This window comes from Pseudomonas sp. SED1 (assembly GCF_034044025.1).
Lineage (GTDB): Bacteria > Pseudomonadota > Gammaproteobacteria > Pseudomonadales > Pseudomonadaceae > Aquipseudomonas.
The window spans coordinates 1-19,058 of sequence record NZ_JAXCIS010000023.1; the positions used below are offsets into that span (position 1 = coordinate 1).

Here is a 19,058-nt window from a genome sequence, read left to right on the forward strand (position 1 = left end):
AGCAACGGATATGTACTCAAACCTCATTCCACAGAACCCACCAAAGGCACCCGATATCGCACCAACGGCAACGGCTCATCATGTTCCACCACGGTCTTTTCAGTCTGCGGTTCAGCCACAAACCCAAGCGCCTGGTAGAAACCCAGAGCGCGCCGATTCCCCTGCACCACCCAAACGGTCGCACTGATGAAACCGGCTTCGATCAACTGCTCCCGAACCCGCCCCCAAAGCTGCGTGCCAATCCCCTGCCCCCAAATGCCGGGCAACAGATTGAGCGCCCGCAATTCCCCGGTAATCGACGATGCATCCACATCCCGACTGCTACCAAACGACGCCCACGCCACGAGCTCCCCGTCCAACTCCCCCACCCACACCGACAAGGTGCCACCACCTATGGCCTGGGCCAGAAACGCCGTGCGCTGTGACACCCCGCTGTTCAGGTCAGCAAGAAAACGCTCGGACAAAATCTCCCGGTACGCAGCCTGCCAGGTCTGCAAATGAATGTGCGCCAACCGCGGCGCATCCTCCACCCTGGCAGCCCTGAAATACAGAACCCCCTCAGGCACACCACTCACGCAGGAAACCGCAACGGCAAAGCCGGCTTAAGCAACGCCGCCGGATCCCGATAACGCGCGCCAAAATGATCACTCGGCAACCGCGCCCGCCCAGCCCCAAACAACCGCTCCCGCAGCGTCTCCCCCTCGTTGTACCGCTCACGAAACCGCCCACGACGACGCAACTCCGGCACCACCAATTCAATAAAATCCCGCGCCGTCTCAAACGACAGATACTGCCTCAGGTTAATCCCGTCGATCCCATCCTCATCCAGCCATTTCTCAATCGCATCCGCCACCACCGTCGGCGTGCCCGCAACAAAAAAACGCTCACGATTAAAACCACCCAGTTGCGCCAAGACCGCGCCCACCGTGGAATCCGGTTTGTACCGGCTCAAGCTCTCCCACCCCTTGACCTGCCGACTCACCAGATCACTGATCAAGGTATCCCGCGGATACGCCGTCAAATCGATCGCCGACTGCCCATGAGCCAGCGACGCCTCAACACTCACCAGCTTGCGATAACTGTCGAGCTTGGCACTGACCTCCTCATCGGTACGCCCGACGATCACCCCGGCCATCACAATAAACTTCAACCCCGCCGGATCGCGATCATGCTCAACCGCCTTCTGCCGCATCGCCTGGATATTCGCCCGCACCGCCGGCGCATCATTGCCCCCGGTAAACACCACTTCAGCATGCCGCCCGGCAAACTCGATGCCCGCCGGTGACCCGGTGGCCTGAAACAACACCGGCGTACGTTGCCGCGAAGGCTGGCACAAGTGCGGACCGGCAACCTTGAAGTGCTCCCCCACATGGTTGATGTAGCGCACCTTGTCCGGGTCGGTGTAGATCCGCCGCTCGCGGTCGACAATCACCGCGTCGTCGTCCCAGGATCCTTCCCAAAGTTTGTACAACACGTCCAGATATTCGTCGGCGATTTCGTAACGGTGATCGTGGACCACCTCAGTGTCGTGCCCGAAGTTGCGCGCCGCATTCGGCAAGTACGAGGTGACGATGTTCCAGCCCACCCGGCCCTTGGTCAGGTGATCGAGGGTGCTCATGCGGCGGGCGAAGGCGAACGGCGGTTCGTAAGTGGTGGAAAAAGTCGCGCCAAAACCGAGGTTTTTAGTCACCCCCGCCATCGCCGGAATCACCAGCAGCGGGTCGTTGCTGGGGATCTGCATGCCTTCACGCAACGAGGTTTCGGGACCGTCGCGAAAGCGATCATAGGTGCCAATCACGTCGGCCAGGAACACACCGTCAAAGGTGCCGTATTCCAGCAACTGCGCCAGCTCGGTCCAGTAGTCGAGGTCGTTGAAGCGGTGCCGGTTGTTGTCCGGGTGCACCCACAAACCATGAACGATGTGACTGACGCAGTTCATCTCAAACAAATTCACGTGCAGTTGCTTGGGCACCTGGAGCACTCCTTTCGTAGATACGTTTTCCAATACGTCAGATCGCTACGTTCAGGTAGAACGGGACTGGCGTGTAGTCGGTTTCAAGGGTCGGGATCGCGTCGATCAGCGCGCGGGTATAGGCGTGGGCCGGGCGGTCGAACACGGCGCGTACCGAGCCGGACTCCACCACTTCGCCGGCCTTCATCACCAGCACGCGTTCACTGACGTGGTTGATCACCCCCAGGTCGTGGGAGATGAACAGGCAGGCCAGGCCGAGGCGGCGCTTGAGGTCGTCGAGCAGCTCCAGGATCTGTGCCTGTACCGACACGTCCAGCGCCGAGACCGGTTCATCGCAGATGAGGATTTGTGGCTCGGAAGCCAACGCCCGGGCAATCGCAATGCGTTGGCGTTGGCCGCCGGAGAGTTCGATGGGTCGGCGGGACAAGGCGCTGGCATCGAGGCGCACCAGTTCCAGCAGTTCCAGCGCGCGGTCGCGCCGTGCGTGACGCGGTACGCCGGCCACCACCAGCGCTTCGAACAACACACGCTGCACGGTGTAGCGCGGGTCGAAGGAGCTGAGGGGGTCCTGGAACACCACTTGCACCGCACGCCGGGCTTCGCGTTTTTGCCGGGTGTCGAGGTCGGACCAGCGCTGGCCCTTGATCCACACTTCGCCTGCGTCGGCGGTTTCCAGGCCGAGTATCAGGCGGGTCAAGGTGGTCTTGCCGCAGCCCGATTCGCCCACCACTCCCAGGGTTTCGCCACGACGCAGTTGCAACGACACCTGGTTCAGCACCGTGCGGGTCTTGCCGTCGGGGCCAACAAAGGTTTTGGACAGATCACGCGCTTCCAGCAGTACTTCGCCCTGGGGCGCAGGCTCGGGTTCGACCGCCGTGAGCAACCGCCGTGTGGGCTGGAAGTGCACAGCCTTGGCCGCCCGCAGCAGCAGTTGCGTATACGGATGACGCGGGTCTTGCAGGACCTGCTCGGTGCTGCCCTCCTCCACGATCACCCCGTGGCGCATCACCGCCACCCGGTCGGCCAGGCGCGAGACTACCGACAGGTCATGGCTGACCATCAGCAGCGCATTATCTTCACCCCGCAGGCTTTCCAGCAGCGCGATGACCTGGGCCTGCACCGTGGCGTCCAGTGCCGTGGTGGGCTCATCGGCGATGATCAGCCGTGGGTTGCAGGCGATGGCCGAGGCGATCAGCGCCCGCTGGCGCAAACCGCCGGAGAGCTGCCACGGGTATTGGCTCGCGCGCAGTTCCGGTTCCGGCACGCCGACATCCCGCAGCAGTTCCAGCACCCGCAAGCGGCGGGCTTCCAGGCCCAATGCGGTGTGCAGGTGCAACGGTTCTTCAATCTCGGCACCGACGCGGCGCAGCGGGTCCAGCGCGCCGAGGGCGTCCTGCATCACAAAGCCGATGCTCGCACCGCGCAGTTGCTGCCAGGCCCGTTCGTTGAGCTGGCGCAGGTCGACGCCCTGGAAGGCCAGCTTGGCGGCCTGGACATGAGCGTCCTTGCCCGTAAGGCCGGCCAGGGTGCGGGCGGTGACGCTTTTGCCGGACCCCGACTCCCCTACCAGCGCCAGGCATTCACCGCGATGCAACTGCAGACTGACGCCGTGCAACACCGGCTCGGCCTGGCCGAAACGTACTGTCAGGTCGCGGATGTCGACCAGCGGGCCGAGGGTATGGATGTTCATCGTCATAGGGGCTTTCCTTCGCTGCGGCGCAAGAGTTCGCGGCCGATGGCACTGATGGAGACAACGGTCAGGGTGATGATCAGGGCGGGCCAGGCCACCAGCCACGGCGCGTTGGCCAGGAAGCTGCGCCCGATGGACATCATCCCGCCCCACTCCGGCGCGGGCGGCGGTGCGCCGAAGCCGAGGAAACTCAAGGCGGCGCCGGCGGTGATCGCGCCGCCGACGCCGATGGTGGCGAGGATCAGCACCGGCTTGAAGGCATTCGGCAGGATGTGCCGCAGCACGACCGCCAGATGGGATTGGCCGAGGGTGACGGCGGATTCGACGTAGCCGGCATTACGCACATTCAGGGTTTGCGCCCGCACCAGCCGCGCATAACGCGGCACGCCAGCGATACCAATCGCGAGTATCAAGTTGGCCGTGCCCTGGCCGAAAAAAGTGATGATCACCAGCGCCAACAACAGGTCGGGAAACGACAGCAACACGTCGATACCGCGCATCAAGGCGCCATCCAGCCAACGCGGACCGAGCCCGGCGATCAACCCGAGCAAGGTGCCCCAGGCCAGTCCCAGCGCCGTAGCGGCGATGCCCATGAACAGCGACGAGCGCACGCCATAAATCAACCGGCTGAGCACGTCGCGCCCGTTCTCATCGGTGCCCAGCCAATACACGTTGCTCGGCGCCTGGAACGCCAGGCGCGCCGACGCTTCCAGCGGGTCATAGGGCGCTAGCCATTGCGGAACAACGGCGGCCAACAGCAGCAGGGCAACAAACACCCCGGCGAGCAATAGGCCCGGCCGCAGCCGGGTCAGCCCGGCAAGACGCAACGGGCGAATGCCGCTCAACGTTTCAATGGTTTGCGTCATGCCAGGCTCCTCGTTCTAGGGCGCAGGGTTGGGAATGCGCTGGTGGATGGCCTGGACCTGCGCCTTGATCTCGTCGCTGAGGCTCACGTCCAGCGCGCCGAGGTTGTCGCGAAATTGCGCCAGGCTGGTTTGCCCGGTGAGCGCGCTGGTGACAAAGGGTTTGTCGATGATGAAGGCCAGGGCCAACTGGGCCGGCGTCAGGCCGTGCTGCCGGGCAATTTCCACGTAGCCGGTGATGGCTTCCTGGGCTGAAGCGCTGTCGTAGCGGTTGAAGGTGCGGTACACCGCCGACAGCCGCGAACCCTCGGGACGTGCGCCGCCCAGGTATTTGCCGGTGAGCGCACCGAAGGCCAGCGGCGAGTACGCCAGCAGGCCGACGCCTTCGCGGTGGGTGAACTCCGAGAGGCCGCCCTCGTACAGGCGATTCAGCAGGCTGTAGGGGTTTTGCACGCTGGCAATTCGCGGCAGGCCGAGGCGTTCGCTTTGCTTGAGAAACTCGGCCACGCCCCATGGAGTTTCGTTGGAAACGCCGATGTGGCGCACCTTGCCGGCCTTCACCTGATCGGCCAGCACCGCCAGGGTTTCCTCGATGGCCACGCTCTGGGTGTCTGCCTGATAGGGGTATTCGCGCTGGCCGAAGATGTTGGTGGTGCGGTCGGGCCAGTGCAGCTGGTAGAGGTCGAGGTAGTCGGTGTTCAGGCGTTTGAGGCTGCCGTCCAGGGCTTCGACGATGTTGCGCCGATCGTGACGGCTGAGGCCGTCGCGGATGTGCTGCTGGCTGCTGGGGTCACGGGCCGGGCCGGCGATTTTGCTCGCCAGGATCACCTCGTCCCGGCGACCACTGGCCGCCAGCCAACTGCCGATGTAACGCTCGGTGGTGCGCCAGGTTTCGGCCTTGGTGGGCGTGGGGTACATCTCGGCGGTGTCGATGAAGTTGATGCCTTCGGCCAGCGCCAAATCAATCTGCTGATGGGCATCGGCTTCGGTGTTCTGGTGGCCCCAGGTCATGGTGCCCAGGCCCAGCACGCTGACTTGGATGTCGCTGTTGCCCAATTGGCGGTAACGCATGGGTGATCCTTTTTTATTCAAGGGTTGAAGGCTCATACCGCACTCGCTTCGTCGCGGGCGGCCTGCTGCTCGGCGTCGGCGGCTTGCAGGCTGCGCCAGGCGGCGTTGGGGGTGACGTCGTTGAGGTAGTAGTTGCCGAGGGCCCGTTCGCGAAAGATCGCCGGGTTGTGGGAGGCCAGGGTTCGCGCGTTGCGCCAATGCCGGTCGAAACGTCGCGACTCACTGGTGGCGGAGGCGCCGCCGACTTCGAACAGCAGCGTGGTGGCCTCCAGCACTTGTTCCAGCACGATCTGTTGGGCCTGAAAGGCGCGGATCTCAGCCTCGGTGTAATGCTGTTCGTTGGCGTAGCCGCCCTGCTCCGCTTCGTGCACCTCTTGCAGCACCTCGGCGACAGCCAGCACCTGGGTGCGGGCGGCATAGGCCAGGCTCGACAGGCGACCGATCACCCGCTGCACCAGCGGATCATCCTTGGGGCTCGATTGCCCCGGCACGCCAAACGCGCGGGTGCGGCCTTTGACGAATTCGGTGGCGTCGCGCAGCACGGCGTTGGCGATGCCGGCCAGGGTCGCCAGGTGGAACAACTGGTAGAACGCGCTCAGGTAGGACTCGGCGCGCAGGTCGTCTTTCTTGAAGCGCCGCACGATGTGCTGCGCCGGTACGTCGACCGCCTTGAAGCGCGTGGTGCCGCTGCCGGTGAGGCGCTGGCCAAAGCCATCCCAGTCATCCTCGACGGTGACACCCGGCGCGTCGGTACGTACCGCGAGGCTGACAAAATCCTCGCCATCCAGGGCGACGGCGGCGATCCAGTTGGCGTACAGCGTGCCGGTGCAGTAGTACTTCTCACCGTCCAGTTGCCAGCCGGAGTCGACTGCGCTGAGGGTCACCGAGTTGCGGGTGGTGTCGGTGCGCTCGGCCATGGCGGCGCCCCACAGCTCGCCGTCGACGACTTTGGCGAACCAGTAATCCTGGGAAGCGCTGTCACGGCTGGAAAGCCGGCCTTCGACGAAACCGAAATGCGCGCGCACGATCTGCGGCAGGTTTGAATCCGCCTCCCCCAGTTCAATCAACAGGCGAAACAACTGCGGCAAACTCGCACCCAGGCCGCTCTGGGCCAGGGGCACGCGCAGGGCACCGAAGCCGGCCTCCCGCAGCCACGCTACCGCGTCATGGGCCAGCTCGCGTTGCTGCTCGCGGGCGACGGCGGTGTCGGCTATCCGTGCAAATACGTCGGCGAAACGCTGGTGCAAGTCGGCATAACTCACCGCAGCGGGGATCGAAGCACTCATGGTTTTTCCTTCTTCAAAGACACTCACGCTTGATTGGCCCGGGGGTCAATCCAGCGGTTGATCAAATCGACGGCCAGGTTCACCAGCACGTACACCGTGGCCGCGAGCAAGGTCACCCCCAGCACCATCGGCACGTCTTTATTGCTGGTGGCATCGAGCATCAAGCGCCCGATGCCCTGGCGTGCAAACAGCAATTCCACCACCACCGCGCCACCCAGCAGGCTGGCGAACACAAACCCGGCCAGGGTCACCAACGGCACCAGCGCGTGGCGCAACGCATGGCGCAGGCGCACGGCGGTTTCGGACAGGCCGCGTGCGCGGGCCATGGCGATAAAGGGTTGTTCGAGGGTGTCTTCGAGGGACTGGCGCAGCAGTTGGGTCAGCACCGCGGCTACCGGCAAGGCCAGCGCGACCGAGGGCAGGATCAACGAGCGCCAGCCCACGGAACCGGACGGCGGCAACCAGTGCCAATGAAACGAAAACACCAGCAACAACAGCATGCCGATCACAAAGGACGGCGCTGACGACAGCACCAACTCGCTGCCGGAAACGACTGAGCGCACCCAACGCGAACGGTTGGCGGTGAGGATCGCGCACACAAGGGCCAACACCACCGCCAGCAGTGCCGCGCTCAGGGACAGTTGAATGGTTGCGCCGATCTGCTCGGCAATCGCTTGCTGCACCGGGATGCGCAGGCGGTAGGACTCGCCGAGGTCACCATGGGCCAGGCGTACCAGGTAATTGCCGTATTGCACGAGCAGCGGTTGGTCCAGGCCGTACTCGGCACGCACCCGGGCCAGCAGCTCCGGTGTGGGCATCGAGTCTGGGCCGCCAAGGATCGCCAGCGCCGTGTCGCCGCCGCTGAAGTTGACCGCGAGAAAGGTCAGCGTCGCCGCGCCCCATAGCACGCCGATGCCCGCCAGCAGGCGCCAGGCGATGGATTTGAACAGGCTCATGGTTGCCCCCGGTCCAGCCAGATGCTGGTGAAGAACGGTACGTTGTGGGAGGTATCAAAAATCACGCCCTGGACTTGCCGGCCATACGCGGTGAGCACCTGGCTTTCCACCGAAGGCACCGCCGGGACCGTTTCGGTCAGGCGCTTTTGCGCTTCGCCGTAGAGCGCCTGCAACTCAACCGGGTCGCGGGACTGGCGGGCGGCGCTGAGTACCCGATCCAGCTCGGCATCGCGGAAGCGCCCGACGTTCTGGCCGATCATCTTGTCGGTGCTGATGGCCTGGCTGTGATAGAGCACAAACAGGCCGTCGGGCGTGTTGGTGTGCCAGTAACCGCCGGCCAGCGCCTGGAACTTACCGGCGTAGCGTTTCTCGGTCACGCGGGTCAGCGGCAGCATTTCGATGGGCATCTCGAAGCCGACTTTTTTCAGGTCGGCCTGGATGGCCACCGAGACGCTGGCGGGAAACGCCGGGTTGTCATAGGACAGCATCGTTGCCTTGAGCCGCTGACCGTCCTTCGTGCGATAACCCTGGGCATCGCGCACGGTCCAGCCGGCGTCGTCCAGCAGCGCATTGGCGGCTTTGACGTCGTAGGCCAGGGCATCGTTGTTGGGTTGATAAAACCGGGTGTTGGCCGCCAGGAAATCCGCCTTGGCGATGTATTCGCCGAAGCCTGAAATCCATGCCAGCCCTTCGCGGTCGATGGCCTTGGCGACTGCGCGGCGCACGCGTACATCGTCAAACGGTGGCTGTTCAACGTTGAAGGTCATGCTGCGGCTCGGGTTGCCTTTGCGAATTCGGCTACGCATCACCAGGTCCGGGTTGGCGCGGATGGCGGCGGCGTTCTGGGCCGGTGCGTCGAGGGCGAAATCCGACTGGCCGGACTCCAGCGCCGTGAAGCGGATCATGGCTTCGGGGACGTAGCTCAACTCGATACGGTCCAGGTAGGCCTCACCCTTGTGCCGCGTCACCGGCGGTGCCCAGTTGTAGCCGCGGCGTTTGATGAACACCGCGCCCTGGTCACGGGTGTAGCTCTGCAACAGGAACGGGCCGCTGCCGATGGGTTGTTCGGCAATGGTCTTGGGCGCTTCGCGGATCTGTTTTGGCGAGATCATGCTCAGCCAGGATTGCGCCAGTACGTCGAGGAAGGGCGTGTAGGGTTCGCGCAAGTGGGCTTCGAAGGTGTAGTCGTCGATGACCTTGCCGCCCAGGTACGGCGCGATATAGGCCGCAGCAAGCGGGGACTTGGTGGCCGGATCGCGCATGTGCTCCAGGTTGGTTTGCAGCGCCTGGGCGTTGAATTTCTCGCCGTCGCTGAAGGTCACGTCATCGCGCAGGTGAAAGGTGTAGGTCTTGCCGTCCTCGGAGATGTCCCAGGAGCGGGCCAGCCATGGGCTGATATTGCCCTGCTCGTCCTGATACACCAGGCAATCGTAGAGAATTCGGCCCATCCATTGGATGTTGCCATTGGATAAGGCGTGAACATCGAAACTGCCGGCGTCGGAGGCGGCGGATACTCGCAAAGTTCCACCGCTGCGACCCGGTGACGGCTCATAGAAGTCCGTCGCCGAATAAGTCACCACACCATTAGTGACGACGCCATCGGCCGCCGAAGTTTTATGTTGTGGTGCCGCAGCAGGTGAACAGGCATTTATAGCCAGGGACAGTAAAATAACCGCCGACAGTTTCAGAATGGTTGTCAATGATGCTTCCTTAGAGGAACTCGATAAACACCGAAAGTTTGCAACTACAGGGTGTAATGCAGTGAGCATGCCAGTCTTTCAGAAACGCCATTCTGACTACAAAACAAGCGCGAAACCCTTACAAAACTGGCGCAACCCTGCCAAACACTTATATGGTTATACCCGTTATACGACCTTGAGTTGTTGGCTGCCTTACACACTGCTTATCAACTGTTGCGTCCGCGACAGTTGCCGTAAATCCGGCCAATAAAGTTGACTGTTGAAAATCAAACACTGATTCAAAACAAAGTATCCCGCAGAACACTTACCTCCCACTAAGCATCCGTAATCCTTGGCAAATAGCGTTGGCATAGAAACTGCTCAGAGCGAAACAGGCATGACTATTCGAATAGAAAGCTGGGGCTATCTTTATCTATTCACAAGGAACACGCTTAATGGATCCAATCTTTCGGGGAGAGTTGCAAAAGTTGACACTTGCCGTGCGGCAAGCAACTTGGCTGGCGATGTTGGGACTGGGCTCGGCCCTGGTCTTTTCCGCCAGCGCACAGGCAGATGATGAGGTCACACCGACAACCGGAACACGGCTAAAGACCGTGACGGTAGAGGCACAAAAAATCACGCCCGTTGAGGCGGCAAAGAGTCAGTTGTCCGAGGTGCCCGGCGGCACCAGCGTGGTCGACAGCGAACAGGTGGCCAAGGGACGGACCGCCACCTTGCAGGACACCCTCGCCTATCAGCCGGGTGTATTCGTGCAGTCCACCGGTGGCAATGACGCGGCCAAGATTTCCATCCGTGGCTCGGGGGCCAACACCTCGCCGGGGTATTTCCGTGAGGGCATCAAGTTCCTGTTCGATGGCCTGCCGATCACCGGCCCGGGCGGCACACCCTACGAATTCCTCAACGGCTCGGGGGTGAACTACACCGAGATCCTGCGCGGTGCCAACGCCTTCCAGTACGGCGCGCTGAGCCTTGGCGGCGCCATCAACTTCGTCAACCAGACTGGCTACACCGCGCCCGGGCTGCGGGTGCGCGCGGAAACCGGGAGTTACGGCTACAACAAGCAAAGCCTGAGCGTCGGCGGCGTCGAGGGCGCGTTCGATTACTACCTGAATGCCGACAACTACCGCAGCGATGGCTACCGCGATTACAGCCTGTCGAAAAGCCAGGGCGTAGTGGCGAACTTTGGCTACCGCTTCAGCCCGCAACTCGAAACCCGGGTGATGCTGCGTTACCGCGACGAGTTCCACAACGACCCGAGCGCCACCACCCTGGATGCGGTGAAACACCACTCCGACCGCGCCAGTGCCACCGCCGAAAGCAGCGGCGCCGGCAGCCGTCGCCCCGGCAGCGTATGGCTGGGCAGCAAGACCACCTACACCTTTGAGGACGACGCCACCCTGTCAGTGGGTTTCGTCTACTACCAGTACGCCCACAACAACAGCCCGAACAGCCCGAGCAACCCCAGCTACTGGGACTGGCATGACCTGAGCGCGGTGATCAACTACGACCGCCGCGACACCCTGTTCGGCCACGAAAGCCGCTCCAGCCTGGCCTTCACCTCCACCGAACACCTCAAGGGCCAGGTCGACTCCACCTTCGCCAACAAACAGACCCGCAAGTTCGTCGACTACAGCTCATCGTTCGATCACGTATTCTCCGTGGGCAACGACCTGGAACTGGTGGACGGCCTGTGGCTGACCAGCGGCGTCTCGGCGATCAACGTACGCCGCCATGCCGACGTCAAGGAAGCCCAGGTGGCCAACACCACCACTTACCCGAGCGATGTGACCTACGACAACTGGAGCCTGGCACCGCGGGTCGGCGTGCGTTACGAGTTCACCCCGCAACTGCAAGTGTTCGCCAACGTCAGCCGCTCCGTCGACCCACCGGCGTCGTGGGAATACTCCGGCTCCGGGCCGACCTCGCCGTACGTAAGGCCGCTGGTTGAGCAGAAAGCCAATACCGTGGAAGTCGGGATCAAGGGTTCATCGGGCATCTTCGACGGCAGCCTGGCGCTCTACCGTTCGTGGGTGAAAAATGAATTGCTCAACGTGCAGATCATTCCGGCGACATCCACCGCAGCTGCAATCACCGGTGCATTCAACGCCACACCGACGATCCACCAAGGCATCGAGGCCGGCCTGAATACGCGCCTGTGGGAAAACACCTCGGGTGAAAAAGTTACCCTGCGCCAGGTGTATACCTACAACGACTTCTACTACCGGCACGACCCGACCTTCGGCGACAACCAACTGCCGGGGATTCCGAAGCATATCTATCAGGGCGAGGTGCAGTATCAGCACCCGGCGGGCTTCTATACCGGGGTGAATGTGCAGTCGGCCTCGCGTACGGCGGTGGACTATGCCAACAGCTTCTATGCGCCCTCCTACACCATCTTTGGGGCGAACGTGGGGTATGAAACGCCGAGCAAGGACTGGAAGGTCTCGCTGGATGTGAAAAACCTGACCAATCAGAAGTACGTGACGGCGGTGCAGCCGCTGTATGACGCGAAGGGGCAGGATACGGCGTCGTTGTATCCGGGGGATGGGATTGGGGCTTATGTGGCGGTGGAAATGCGCTACTAAGCCCACACTGATCAAGCATCGGCGGCTGGGGTTAGTCGTAACCTCGGCCGCCGAGCCCATCACCGAAAGATTCAGTGGCGCAGCAGTTTGCGCAGGGGTACGCCGTCCTTGAGCACGGGCGATTTGATGACGATATAGCTGAAGTACTTGGAGATGCCAATGTTCTTGTCCAGCAGGCTCTCCACCACTTCCTGGTAATGCTGGATGCTGCGGGTCATGAAGCGCACCAGGTAGTCGTAACCACCGCTGATCAGGTGGCATTCGAGCACTTCGTCTACCAGGCGGATATTGGATTCGAACTTGGCGAAGTCTTCGCGCTTATGGTCGCTGAGGGTGATCTCGGTGAACACTGTGACCGAATCGGTAATCTTGGCCAGGTTCAAGTGCGCCTTGTAGCTGGAAATATACCCCGCCGACTCCAACCGCTTGACCCGTTGCAAACACGGGCTGGCAGACAGGCCCACGGCGTCGGCGAGGCTGACATTGGTCATCCGGCCGTCCTTTTGCAGTTCAACCAGAATGCTGATATCGATTCGGTCCAGCTTCACTTGCCCTTCCATTACGTACCTCTTGACTGCCGTTTGTAAGACAATCTTCTAGCAAAATCAGCGCCGTAAAGACAGCTGATGCTGAGCCACCAGATCCGCCATGCTGCTGATGCAGTACTCCGCCGCGCACGGCGAAGGCTGCCGGGGCCGTTGGCGGCCGATCAGGCAGCGGTCGAACACCCCGTGCGCCGCGACCGACGGTCGTGTCACATGCAGCACGGGTTGCACATCCTCCGCTTGTTCGCTGAGCCATTGCAGGTCATCGGCCAGGGAAATGAAATCTTCCGGTGCAATACCCAGCCGCTCACACAACACGCCACGATCCTCCGCGTCACGGTCGCCACGCACCAGTAAACGATAGAACTTGCGCAGGTACAGCATAGCCCCCGGCGCATCCTCGAACAGCGCCCAACTGCCGGCGCTGCGGGCAAAGCTCATCCCCTCCTCCCAACTGGCGTGGAGCCCCCAGCGCTCGGCGAGTTGGCGATGGGCGAAACACAGCACGCCACTGAAGCCCAACTCGGCGAAGCGCGGGTAGAGATTGGCGACCACCGTGTTGTACTCGGCCAGCACTTGCTCCCTGGACGGGTGCCCGCCACGGCTGTCGAGCAGCGGCTGCAAGGCGGCCAACACACCCGAGTCGCGGTCCACCAGCACTTCATCGCAATCGATCAGCAACGCTCGATAATCTGTCAGTCCCATGTGGGGTCAAGTCTCCAATGATGCGGTTCACCCTGAACAAGCACAGGCTCAGTTCAAGACCCGTGCCAAGGCGCCGTCGAGTATCTGCAAGGCTTCGTCGACCTGGGCCTCGGTCGTCACCAACGGCGCGAGAAAGCGCAACACGTTGCGATACACGCCGCATTTGATCACCAGCAACCCGCCGGAGCGGGCTTCATCGATCAGCCGTTGGTTGAGGTCGGCGTCCGGGGTGCGCGCCGGGTCATCCTGGATCAGTTCGATTGCCAACATGAAGCCGGTGCCGCGCACATCGCCGATACGCGGGTAGCGCGCCTGCAAACCGAGCAGGCCCTGGCGCAGGCGTTCGCCCAGCCGTTGGCCGCGCTCGAGCAATTGCTCCTGCTCGAACGCGCTGATCACCGCCAGTGCCGCCGCGCACGCCAACGCATTGCCGCCGTAGGTGCCGCCCAGGCCGCCGGGCAACGGCGCATCCATGATGTGCGCCTTGCCGACCACACCGGACAAAGGCAAGCCGCCGGCCAGGCTCTTGGCCACGGTGACCAGGTCAGGCTGGATGCCGGCGTGTTGGAAGCCGAACCAGGTACCGGTACGGCCGAAACCAGTCTGGATCTCATCCAGGATCAACACAATGCCGTGCTTGTCAGCCAACGCACGCAGCGCCTGGAGAAACTCCGCAGGCGCCGTGAGGAAGCCACCGTCGCCCTGCACCGGCTCGATGATGATTGCCGCGATCCTCTCCGGCGCCACTTGGGTCGCCAGCAGTTCATCCAGGGCTTTGAGTGCCATCTCGCTGGTCACCCCGCGATAAGCATTCGGATACGGCGTGTGGAACACCTCCGGCGCAAACGGCCCGAAGTTCTGTTTGTAGGGTTGGCTCATGCCGGTGAGCGTGGTGCCAAGCAAGGTTCGACCATGGAAGCCGCCCCGAAAGGCGATCACCGCCGAACGATTGGTGTGGGCACGGGCAATCTTCACCGCATTTTCCACGGCCTCGGCGCCGGAGGTGAAAAACGCAGCCTTATAGGCTTCCTGTCCGCCGACCATTTCACACAGCCGCTGTGCCAGGTCGAGGTAAGGCTGGTAGGCCACCACCTGGAAGCAGGCATGGGAGACCTTCTGCAACTGGGCCTGCACCGCAGCCACCACTTTGGGATGGTTATGCCCGATGTTCAGCACGCCGATCCCGCCGACGAAATCCAGGTAACGCTTGCCATCCACGTCCCACAACTCGGCGCCCTGGGCACGGTCGATCACCAGGGGGTGCGCGGTCACCAGGCCACGAGGCACGAACTGATCGCGCTGACGCAGCAAATGAGGGGTTTCGTCGACTTTGCTATTCATGGCAGTTCCCATCGTGAATGCGGCAACCGGAAAGTGGTTGCGATGCTGTTCAGAGTACGGCGTGCGGGCAACCAACTACGCCGAACTTGGCCCGTGAGAAATTCGGATCGACTGTTTTGCCCCCGCCTTTCAACAGATCCTGCGCCGGGCTTGGGGGATGATGATGACTACCCGAACCCTGCAGGAAATGCCCATGGCCTTGCTCTACAAAGCTGACCCGGTGCGCGGCCAACATTGGCAGGCACTGTTCGCCGAACACGCGCCGCAGATCGAATGGCGCGCCTGGCCCGACATCGGCAATGCCGAAGACGTGGACTACCTGGCCGCCTGGCAGGCGCCCGACAACCTCATGCAATTACTGCCCAACCTGAAAGTGCTGTTTGCCTTGTCGGCCGGGGTCGACCAACTGGACCTCTCCCGCCTGCCGCCCGACCTGCCCGTGGTGCGCCTGCTCGACCCGGGCATCACCCGTGGCATGTGCGAATACGCCAGTTGGGCGGTGCTGAGCCTGCACCGCGATATGTTGCGCTATCGCCAACAGCAAGTGGCGCGTTGCTGGCAGGCGCACCTGTTACAGCCGGCCGTGAATCGCAGGGTTGGAGTGATGGGCCTGGGCACCCAGGCCCAGCAGATTCTGGAGACGTTGGCGCCGTTGGGGTTTGCGCTGTCGGGCTGGGCCCGCAGTGCTTATCAGTTGGCAGGCGTGGACTGCTACGCCGGTGAACAACAACTGCCGACGTTCCTCAGCCAGTGCGACATTCTGTTGTGTGTGCTGCCGTTGACCGAGCAGACCCAAGGCATTCTCGACCGGGAGCTGTTTGCGCAATTGCCGCATGGGGCGGCGGTGATCAACATGGGGCGTGGCGGGCACCTGGTGGAAGAAGACTTGCTGGAGGCATTGGGCAGTGGGCAACTGAGCGGTGCAGTGCTGGATGTGCTGCAGGAGGAACCTGCGCCGGCGGATCATCCATTCTGGGATCACCCGCAGATTATGCTGACGCCACATATCGCGGCGATGACCCAACCGGCGAGTGCGTTTGGGGGGTTGCTGGAGAATATCCGGCGGTATGAGCGCGGCGAGCCGATGCTGGGTGAGGTGGATCGGCGCAAGGGTTATTGATGCATGGAGATCCAAATGTGGGAGCACCTGTCTTGATGTGATCGTTCCCACGCTCTGCGTGGGAATGCAGCCCCGGACGCTCTGCGTCCAACGGGCAACGCACGGTTCAAGTCTTGCGCAGTGGTGACGCGGAGCGTCACGGGATGCATTCCCACGTAGAACGTGGGAACGATCGAGCCTTAGCGAGGCCGCGATGGCGGTGGGTCAGGCAACTTCAATGTCGACTGTGCCGACGTCATCGCAGCCTCGCTAAAGCTCGACAGCTCCCACAGAAAACCTGTGTGACTGATGCAATTAGGCACCGACGCAATGATGGCCAAGCTGGCACCCTGCAATTTGGTGACTGACAAAGATCAAATGTGGGAGCCGTCGAGCCTTAGCGAGGCCGCGATGGCGGTGGGTCAGGCAACATCAATGTCGACTGTGCCGACGTCATCGCAGCCTCGCTAAAGCTCGACAGCTGCTACGGTGTGAGTGCCAGGCCGCGCTCCTCCAGCCACCGCACAAAACTGTTCAAACTCGGCGACACCGTGCCCCGCGCCAGGCCAACTGAATGCAGGGTGTCAGCCAAAGATATTTCAACTGAACCCCTGCATTCGCGAGCAAGCCCGCTCCCACATTTTTGACCATGCTCGCTTTAGATCGGGAGCCTTTGGGCAATCGCCAGCCCGACATCCTGAGTAGAGCCCTTCCCGCCCAGATCCGGCGTCACCACGCCCTCGGCAATCACCGACTCAATCGCCTGCAAGATTCCGTCATGGGCCGCCCGATACCGCTCATCGCCGTTGCCAAGGAAATCCAGCATCAACGCCCCCGACCAGATCATCGCTATGGGATTCGCAATGTTCTGCCCGTAAATATCCGGTGCCGAACCGTGCACCGGCTCGAACAACGACGGAAAACGCCGCTCGGGGTCGAGGTTGGCCGACGGCGCAATACCGATCGTCCCGGCGCACGCCGGCCCGAGGTCGGAGAGGATGTCGCCGAACAGGTTCGACGCCACCACCACATCAAACCGGTCCGGTTGCAGCACAAACCGCGCGCACAGGATGTCGATGTGCTGCTTGTCCCAACTCACTTCGGGGTAGTTGGCGGCCATCAATGCGGTGCGCTCATCCCAGTAGGGCATGCTGATGGAAATGCCGTTGGACTTGGTCGCCGCCGTGAGCTTCTTGCGCGGGCGGGACTGGGCCAGGTCGAAGGCGAACTTGAGGATGCGGTCGACGCCGCGCCGGGTGAATACCGACTCCTGCAGCACGAACTCATGTTCGGTGCCCTCGAACATCTTGCCGCCCACCGAGGAATATTCGCCCTCGGTGTTCTCGCGAATCACCACAAAGTCGATGTCCCCAGGCTCGCGCCCGGCCAGGGGGCACGGCACCCCGGGAAACAGTCGCACCGGGCGGATGTTCACGTACTGGTCGAAGTCGCGGCGAAACTTGAGCAACGAACCCCACAGGGAAACATGGTCCGGGACTTTGTCCGGCCACCCCACGGCGCCAAAGTAGATCGCATCAAACCCCTTGAGCTGCTCGAACCAGTCCTCGGGCATCATCTGCCCGTGTTCCAGGTAGTAATCGCAGTGAGCCCAGTCGAGCACTTCGATGCTCAGGTTCAGGTCCCAGATCCTGGCGGCCTGCTCCAGTACCCGCAGCCCTTCGGGCAGCACTTCCTTGCCAATGCCATCGCCGGCAATCGCGGCGACTCTGAATGCCTTGCTCATGGTGCGTGCCTCGCAAAAATTCAGTTCAAGCCGCCGATATGGAAGGCTTTGACTTCAAGGTATTCGTCCAGGCCGTACTTGCTGCCCTCGCGCCCCAGGCCCGATTGCTTGATGCCGCCGAACGGCGCGACTTCCATCGAGATAATCCCGGTGTTGAGCCCGACCATGCCGAACTCCAACGCTTCGCCAAAACGCCACGAGCGCTGCAGGTTCTGGGTGAAATAGTAGGCGCCCAGGCCATACGGCGTGGCATTGGCCAAGGCCAGCGCCTCGGCTTCATCCGTAAAGCGCATCAGCGGTGCCACCGGGCCGAAGGTTTCTTCATTGGCCAGCAACATGCCTGCATGGGTGTCGCCCAGGACCGTGGGTTGCACGAACTGGCTGTCACCCGTGGGGATCGCGCCACACAACAGCTTCGCGCCCTGGCTCAGGGCATCGTCGATATGCCGTGCGACCTTGTTCACCGCCGCCGGGTTGATCAGCGGGCCGATGGTCACGCCTTCCTCCAGGCCGTTACCGACCTTGAGCTTGCTCACCTCCTCCACCAGGCGCGCGGCGAAACGCGCGTAGATACCGGCCTGTACCAGGATGCGGTTGGCACACACGCAGGTTTGCCCGGCGTTGCGAAACTTGCTGAGCATCACCCCGGCCACCGCCTGTTCCAGGTCGGCGTCGTCGAAGACGATAAAGGGCGCATTGCCCCCCAGTTCCAGGCTCAGGCGCTTGATGTGCTCGGCGCTCTGGCGCATCAACAGGCGACCGACAGCGGTGGAGCCGGTGAAGGAAATCTTGCGCACCGCCGGGTTGCCGGTCAGCTCCTCACCAATACCGGCGGGCAAGCCGGTGATCACATTGAACACCCCGGCCGGAATGCCGACGCGCTCGGCCAGCACAGCCAGGGCCAGGGCCGACAGTGGCGTGAGGTCCGACGGTTTGACGATGATCGGGCACCCGGCGGCCAGCGCAGGCGCACATTTGCGGGTGATCATCGCGTTGGGGAAATTCCACGGGGTAATGGCGGCGCACACGCCCACCGGTTGCTTGAGAGTCAGCAGGCGGCGGTCGCCACTGGGCGCGGGCATGGTTTCGCCGTAGACCCGGCGGGCTTCCTCGGCGAACCATTTGACGAAACCGGCACCGTAGCGCACTTCGCCGCGGGCTTCGTTCAGCGGCTTGCCCTGTTCGCTGGTCATGATCAGCGCCAGGTCATCGAGGTTGTCGATCATCGCCTGGTACCAGCGCTCCAGCAGCGCCGCACGTTCGGCGGCCGGGCGTGCACGCCAGGCGGGCCAGGCACGTTCGGCGGCTTCAATGGCGCGGCGGGTATCCACCCCGTCCATCGCCGGAACTTGAGCGAGCAAGTGGCCGGTAGCGGGGTCGCGGATGTCCAGGGTGGCGCCGCTGTCGGCAGCGATCCACTGGCCATCCACATAGGCGAGTTCAGCCAGCAGGCTGGGGTCTTGCAAGCGATTCTTGAGCATGGTCGAGTCCTGATCCGAGA

The 19,058-nt window shown here is 62.6% G+C and carries 15 protein-coding genes; 2 read left to right on the forward strand and 13 right to left on the reverse strand.

Annotated elements, in window-relative coordinates:
• Positions 1 to 23 precede the first annotated feature (23 nt).
• The 8 genes from SNL23_RS02915 to SNL23_RS02950 are packed head-to-tail and all read right to left on the reverse strand — an operon-like array spanning position 24 to position 9,538.
• Entirely contained in the window at positions 24 to 512 is a 489-nt protein-coding gene (locus tag SNL23_RS02915) for a GNAT family N-acetyltransferase (RefSeq protein WP_318301558.1), read from the reverse strand.
• A 59-nt stretch (positions 513 to 571) separates the two neighbouring features.
• Positions 572 to 1,972: an LLM class flavin-dependent oxidoreductase gene (locus tag SNL23_RS02920; protein ID WP_318301559.1), complete on the reverse strand. Its 1,401-nt coding sequence runs from the start codon at positions 1,970 to 1,972 to the stop codon at positions 572 to 574.
• Positions 1,973 to 2,009: 37 nt separating this feature from the next.
• A complete protein-coding gene (locus tag SNL23_RS02925) occupies positions 2,010 to 3,668 on the reverse strand; it encodes an ABC transporter ATP-binding protein (protein ID WP_318301560.1) in 1,659 nt (552 codons plus the stop codon).
• A complete protein-coding gene (locus SNL23_RS02930) occupies positions 3,665 to 4,528 on the reverse strand; it encodes an ABC transporter permease (RefSeq protein WP_063031624.1) in 864 nt (287 codons plus the stop codon). The genes SNL23_RS02925 and SNL23_RS02930 overlap by 4 nt, the downstream gene beginning before the upstream one ends.
• A gap of 15 nt (positions 4,529 to 4,543) precedes the next feature.
• Positions 4,544 to 5,596 carry an NADP(H)-dependent aldo-keto reductase gene (locus SNL23_RS02935; RefSeq protein WP_318301561.1) on the reverse strand — a complete coding sequence of 351 codons (1,053 nt, stop codon included), beginning with the start codon at positions 5,594 to 5,596 and terminating at the stop codon, positions 4,544 to 4,546.
• Between the two features lie 32 nt (positions 5,597 to 5,628).
• Positions 5,629 to 6,882, reverse strand: coding sequence for an acyl-CoA dehydrogenase family protein (locus SNL23_RS02940; protein ID WP_318301562.1), 1,254 nt, complete (start codon positions 6,880 to 6,882; stop codon positions 5,629 to 5,631).
• Positions 6,883 to 6,905: 23 nt separating this feature from the next.
• Complete coding sequence (locus tag SNL23_RS02945) at positions 6,906 to 7,838, reverse strand: ABC transporter permease (RefSeq protein ID WP_226477644.1); 933 nt, start codon at positions 7,836 to 7,838, stop codon at positions 6,906 to 6,908.
• Positions 7,835 to 9,538 (reverse strand): ABC transporter substrate-binding protein, encoded by a 1,704-nt coding sequence (locus SNL23_RS02950; protein ID WP_318301563.1) that lies wholly within the window; start codon positions 9,536 to 9,538, stop codon positions 7,835 to 7,837. Before SNL23_RS02950 ends, SNL23_RS02945 begins: the two co-directional genes overlap by 4 nt.
• A 434-nt stretch (positions 9,539 to 9,972) precedes the next feature.
• Here SNL23_RS02950 and SNL23_RS02955 point away from each other — a divergent pair, with 434 nt between their 5' ends.
• On the forward strand, positions 9,973 to 12,123 hold the full coding sequence (locus SNL23_RS02955; protein ID WP_318301564.1) for a TonB-dependent receptor family protein: 2,151 nt from the start codon (positions 9,973 to 9,975) through the stop codon (positions 12,121 to 12,123).
• Between the two features lie 71 nt (positions 12,124 to 12,194).
• Here the strand turns inward: SNL23_RS02955 and SNL23_RS02960 are convergent, their stop codons facing one another.
• The 3 genes from SNL23_RS02960 to gabT are packed head-to-tail and all read right to left on the reverse strand — an operon-like array spanning position 12,195 to position 14,714.
• Positions 12,195 to 12,683: an Lrp/AsnC family transcriptional regulator gene (locus SNL23_RS02960; RefSeq protein WP_010449292.1), complete on the reverse strand. Its 489-nt coding sequence runs from the start codon at positions 12,681 to 12,683 to the stop codon at positions 12,195 to 12,197.
• 45 nt (positions 12,684 to 12,728) lie between these two features.
• A complete protein-coding gene (locus SNL23_RS02965) occupies positions 12,729 to 13,373 on the reverse strand; it encodes a 2-haloalkanoic acid dehalogenase (protein ID WP_318301565.1) in 645 nt (214 codons plus the stop codon).
• 48 nt (positions 13,374 to 13,421) lie between these two features.
• Positions 13,422 to 14,714, reverse strand: a complete 1,293-nt coding sequence (gene gabT, locus SNL23_RS02970) for a 4-aminobutyrate--2-oxoglutarate transaminase (RefSeq protein WP_318301566.1) — start codon at positions 14,712 to 14,714, stop codon at positions 13,422 to 13,424.
• 193 nt (positions 14,715 to 14,907) lie between these two features.
• On the opposite strand from gabT, the gene SNL23_RS02975 reads away from it, so the two are divergent.
• On the forward strand, positions 14,908 to 15,834 hold the full coding sequence (locus tag SNL23_RS02975) for a 2-hydroxyacid dehydrogenase (RefSeq protein ID WP_318301636.1): 927 nt from the start codon (positions 14,908 to 14,910) through the stop codon (positions 15,832 to 15,834).
• A 637-nt stretch (positions 15,835 to 16,471) separates the two neighbouring features.
• Here the strand turns inward: SNL23_RS02975 and SNL23_RS02980 are convergent.
• On the reverse strand, positions 16,472 to 17,557 hold the full coding sequence (locus SNL23_RS02980; RefSeq protein ID WP_318301567.1) for a tartrate dehydrogenase: 1,086 nt from the start codon (positions 17,555 to 17,557) through the stop codon (positions 16,472 to 16,474).
• Positions 17,558 to 17,577: 20 nt separating this feature from the next.
• The gene (locus SNL23_RS02985; RefSeq protein ID WP_318301568.1) at positions 17,578 to 19,038 is read right to left on the reverse strand and encodes an NAD-dependent succinate-semialdehyde dehydrogenase; all 1,461 of its coding nucleotides are present in this window, start codon (positions 19,036 to 19,038) and stop codon (positions 17,578 to 17,580) included.
• Positions 19,039 to 19,058: the final 20 nt, after the last annotated feature.

What these genes read in the sequence shown, in the direction of transcription:
- SNL23_RS02985 (WP_318301568.1), bottom strand. Translation starts at nt 19,038, where the DNA reads ATGCTCAAGAATCGCTTGCAAGACCCCAGCCTGCTGGCTGAACTCGCC.
- SNL23_RS02975 (WP_318301636.1), top strand. Translation starts at nt 14,908, where the DNA reads ATGGCCTTGCTCTACAAAGCTGACCCGGTGCGCGGCCAACATTGGCAG.
- SNL23_RS02940 (WP_318301562.1), bottom strand. Translation starts at nt 6,882, where the DNA reads ATGAGTGCTTCGATCCCCGCTGCGGTGAGTTATGCCGACTTGCACCAG.
- SNL23_RS02930 (WP_063031624.1), bottom strand. Translation starts at nt 4,528, where the DNA reads ATGACGCAAACCATTGAAACGTTGAGCGGCATTCGCCCGTTGCGTCTT.
- SNL23_RS02925 (WP_318301560.1), bottom strand. Translation starts at nt 3,668, where the DNA reads ATGACGATGAACATCCATACCCTCGGCCCGCTGGTCGACATCCGCGAC.
- SNL23_RS02960 (WP_010449292.1), bottom strand. Translation starts at nt 12,683, where the DNA reads ATGGAAGGGCAAGTGAAGCTGGACCGAATCGATATCAGCATTCTGGTT.
- SNL23_RS02935 (WP_318301561.1), bottom strand. Translation starts at nt 5,596, where the DNA reads ATGCGTTACCGCCAATTGGGCAACAGCGACATCCAAGTCAGCGTGCTG.
- SNL23_RS02955 (WP_318301564.1), top strand. Translation starts at nt 9,973, where the DNA reads ATGGATCCAATCTTTCGGGGAGAGTTGCAAAAGTTGACACTTGCCGTG.
- SNL23_RS02945 (WP_226477644.1), bottom strand. Translation starts at nt 7,838, where the DNA reads ATGAGCCTGTTCAAATCCATCGCCTGGCGCCTGCTGGCGGGCATCGGC.
- SNL23_RS02965 (WP_318301565.1), bottom strand. Translation starts at nt 13,373, where the DNA reads ATGGGACTGACAGATTATCGAGCGTTGCTGATCGATTGCGATGAAGTG.
- SNL23_RS02980 (WP_318301567.1), bottom strand. Translation starts at nt 17,557, where the DNA reads ATGAGCAAGGCATTCAGAGTCGCCGCGATTGCCGGCGATGGCATTGGC.
- gabT (WP_318301566.1), bottom strand. Translation starts at nt 14,714, where the DNA reads ATGAATAGCAAAGTCGACGAAACCCCTCATTTGCTGCGTCAGCGCGAT.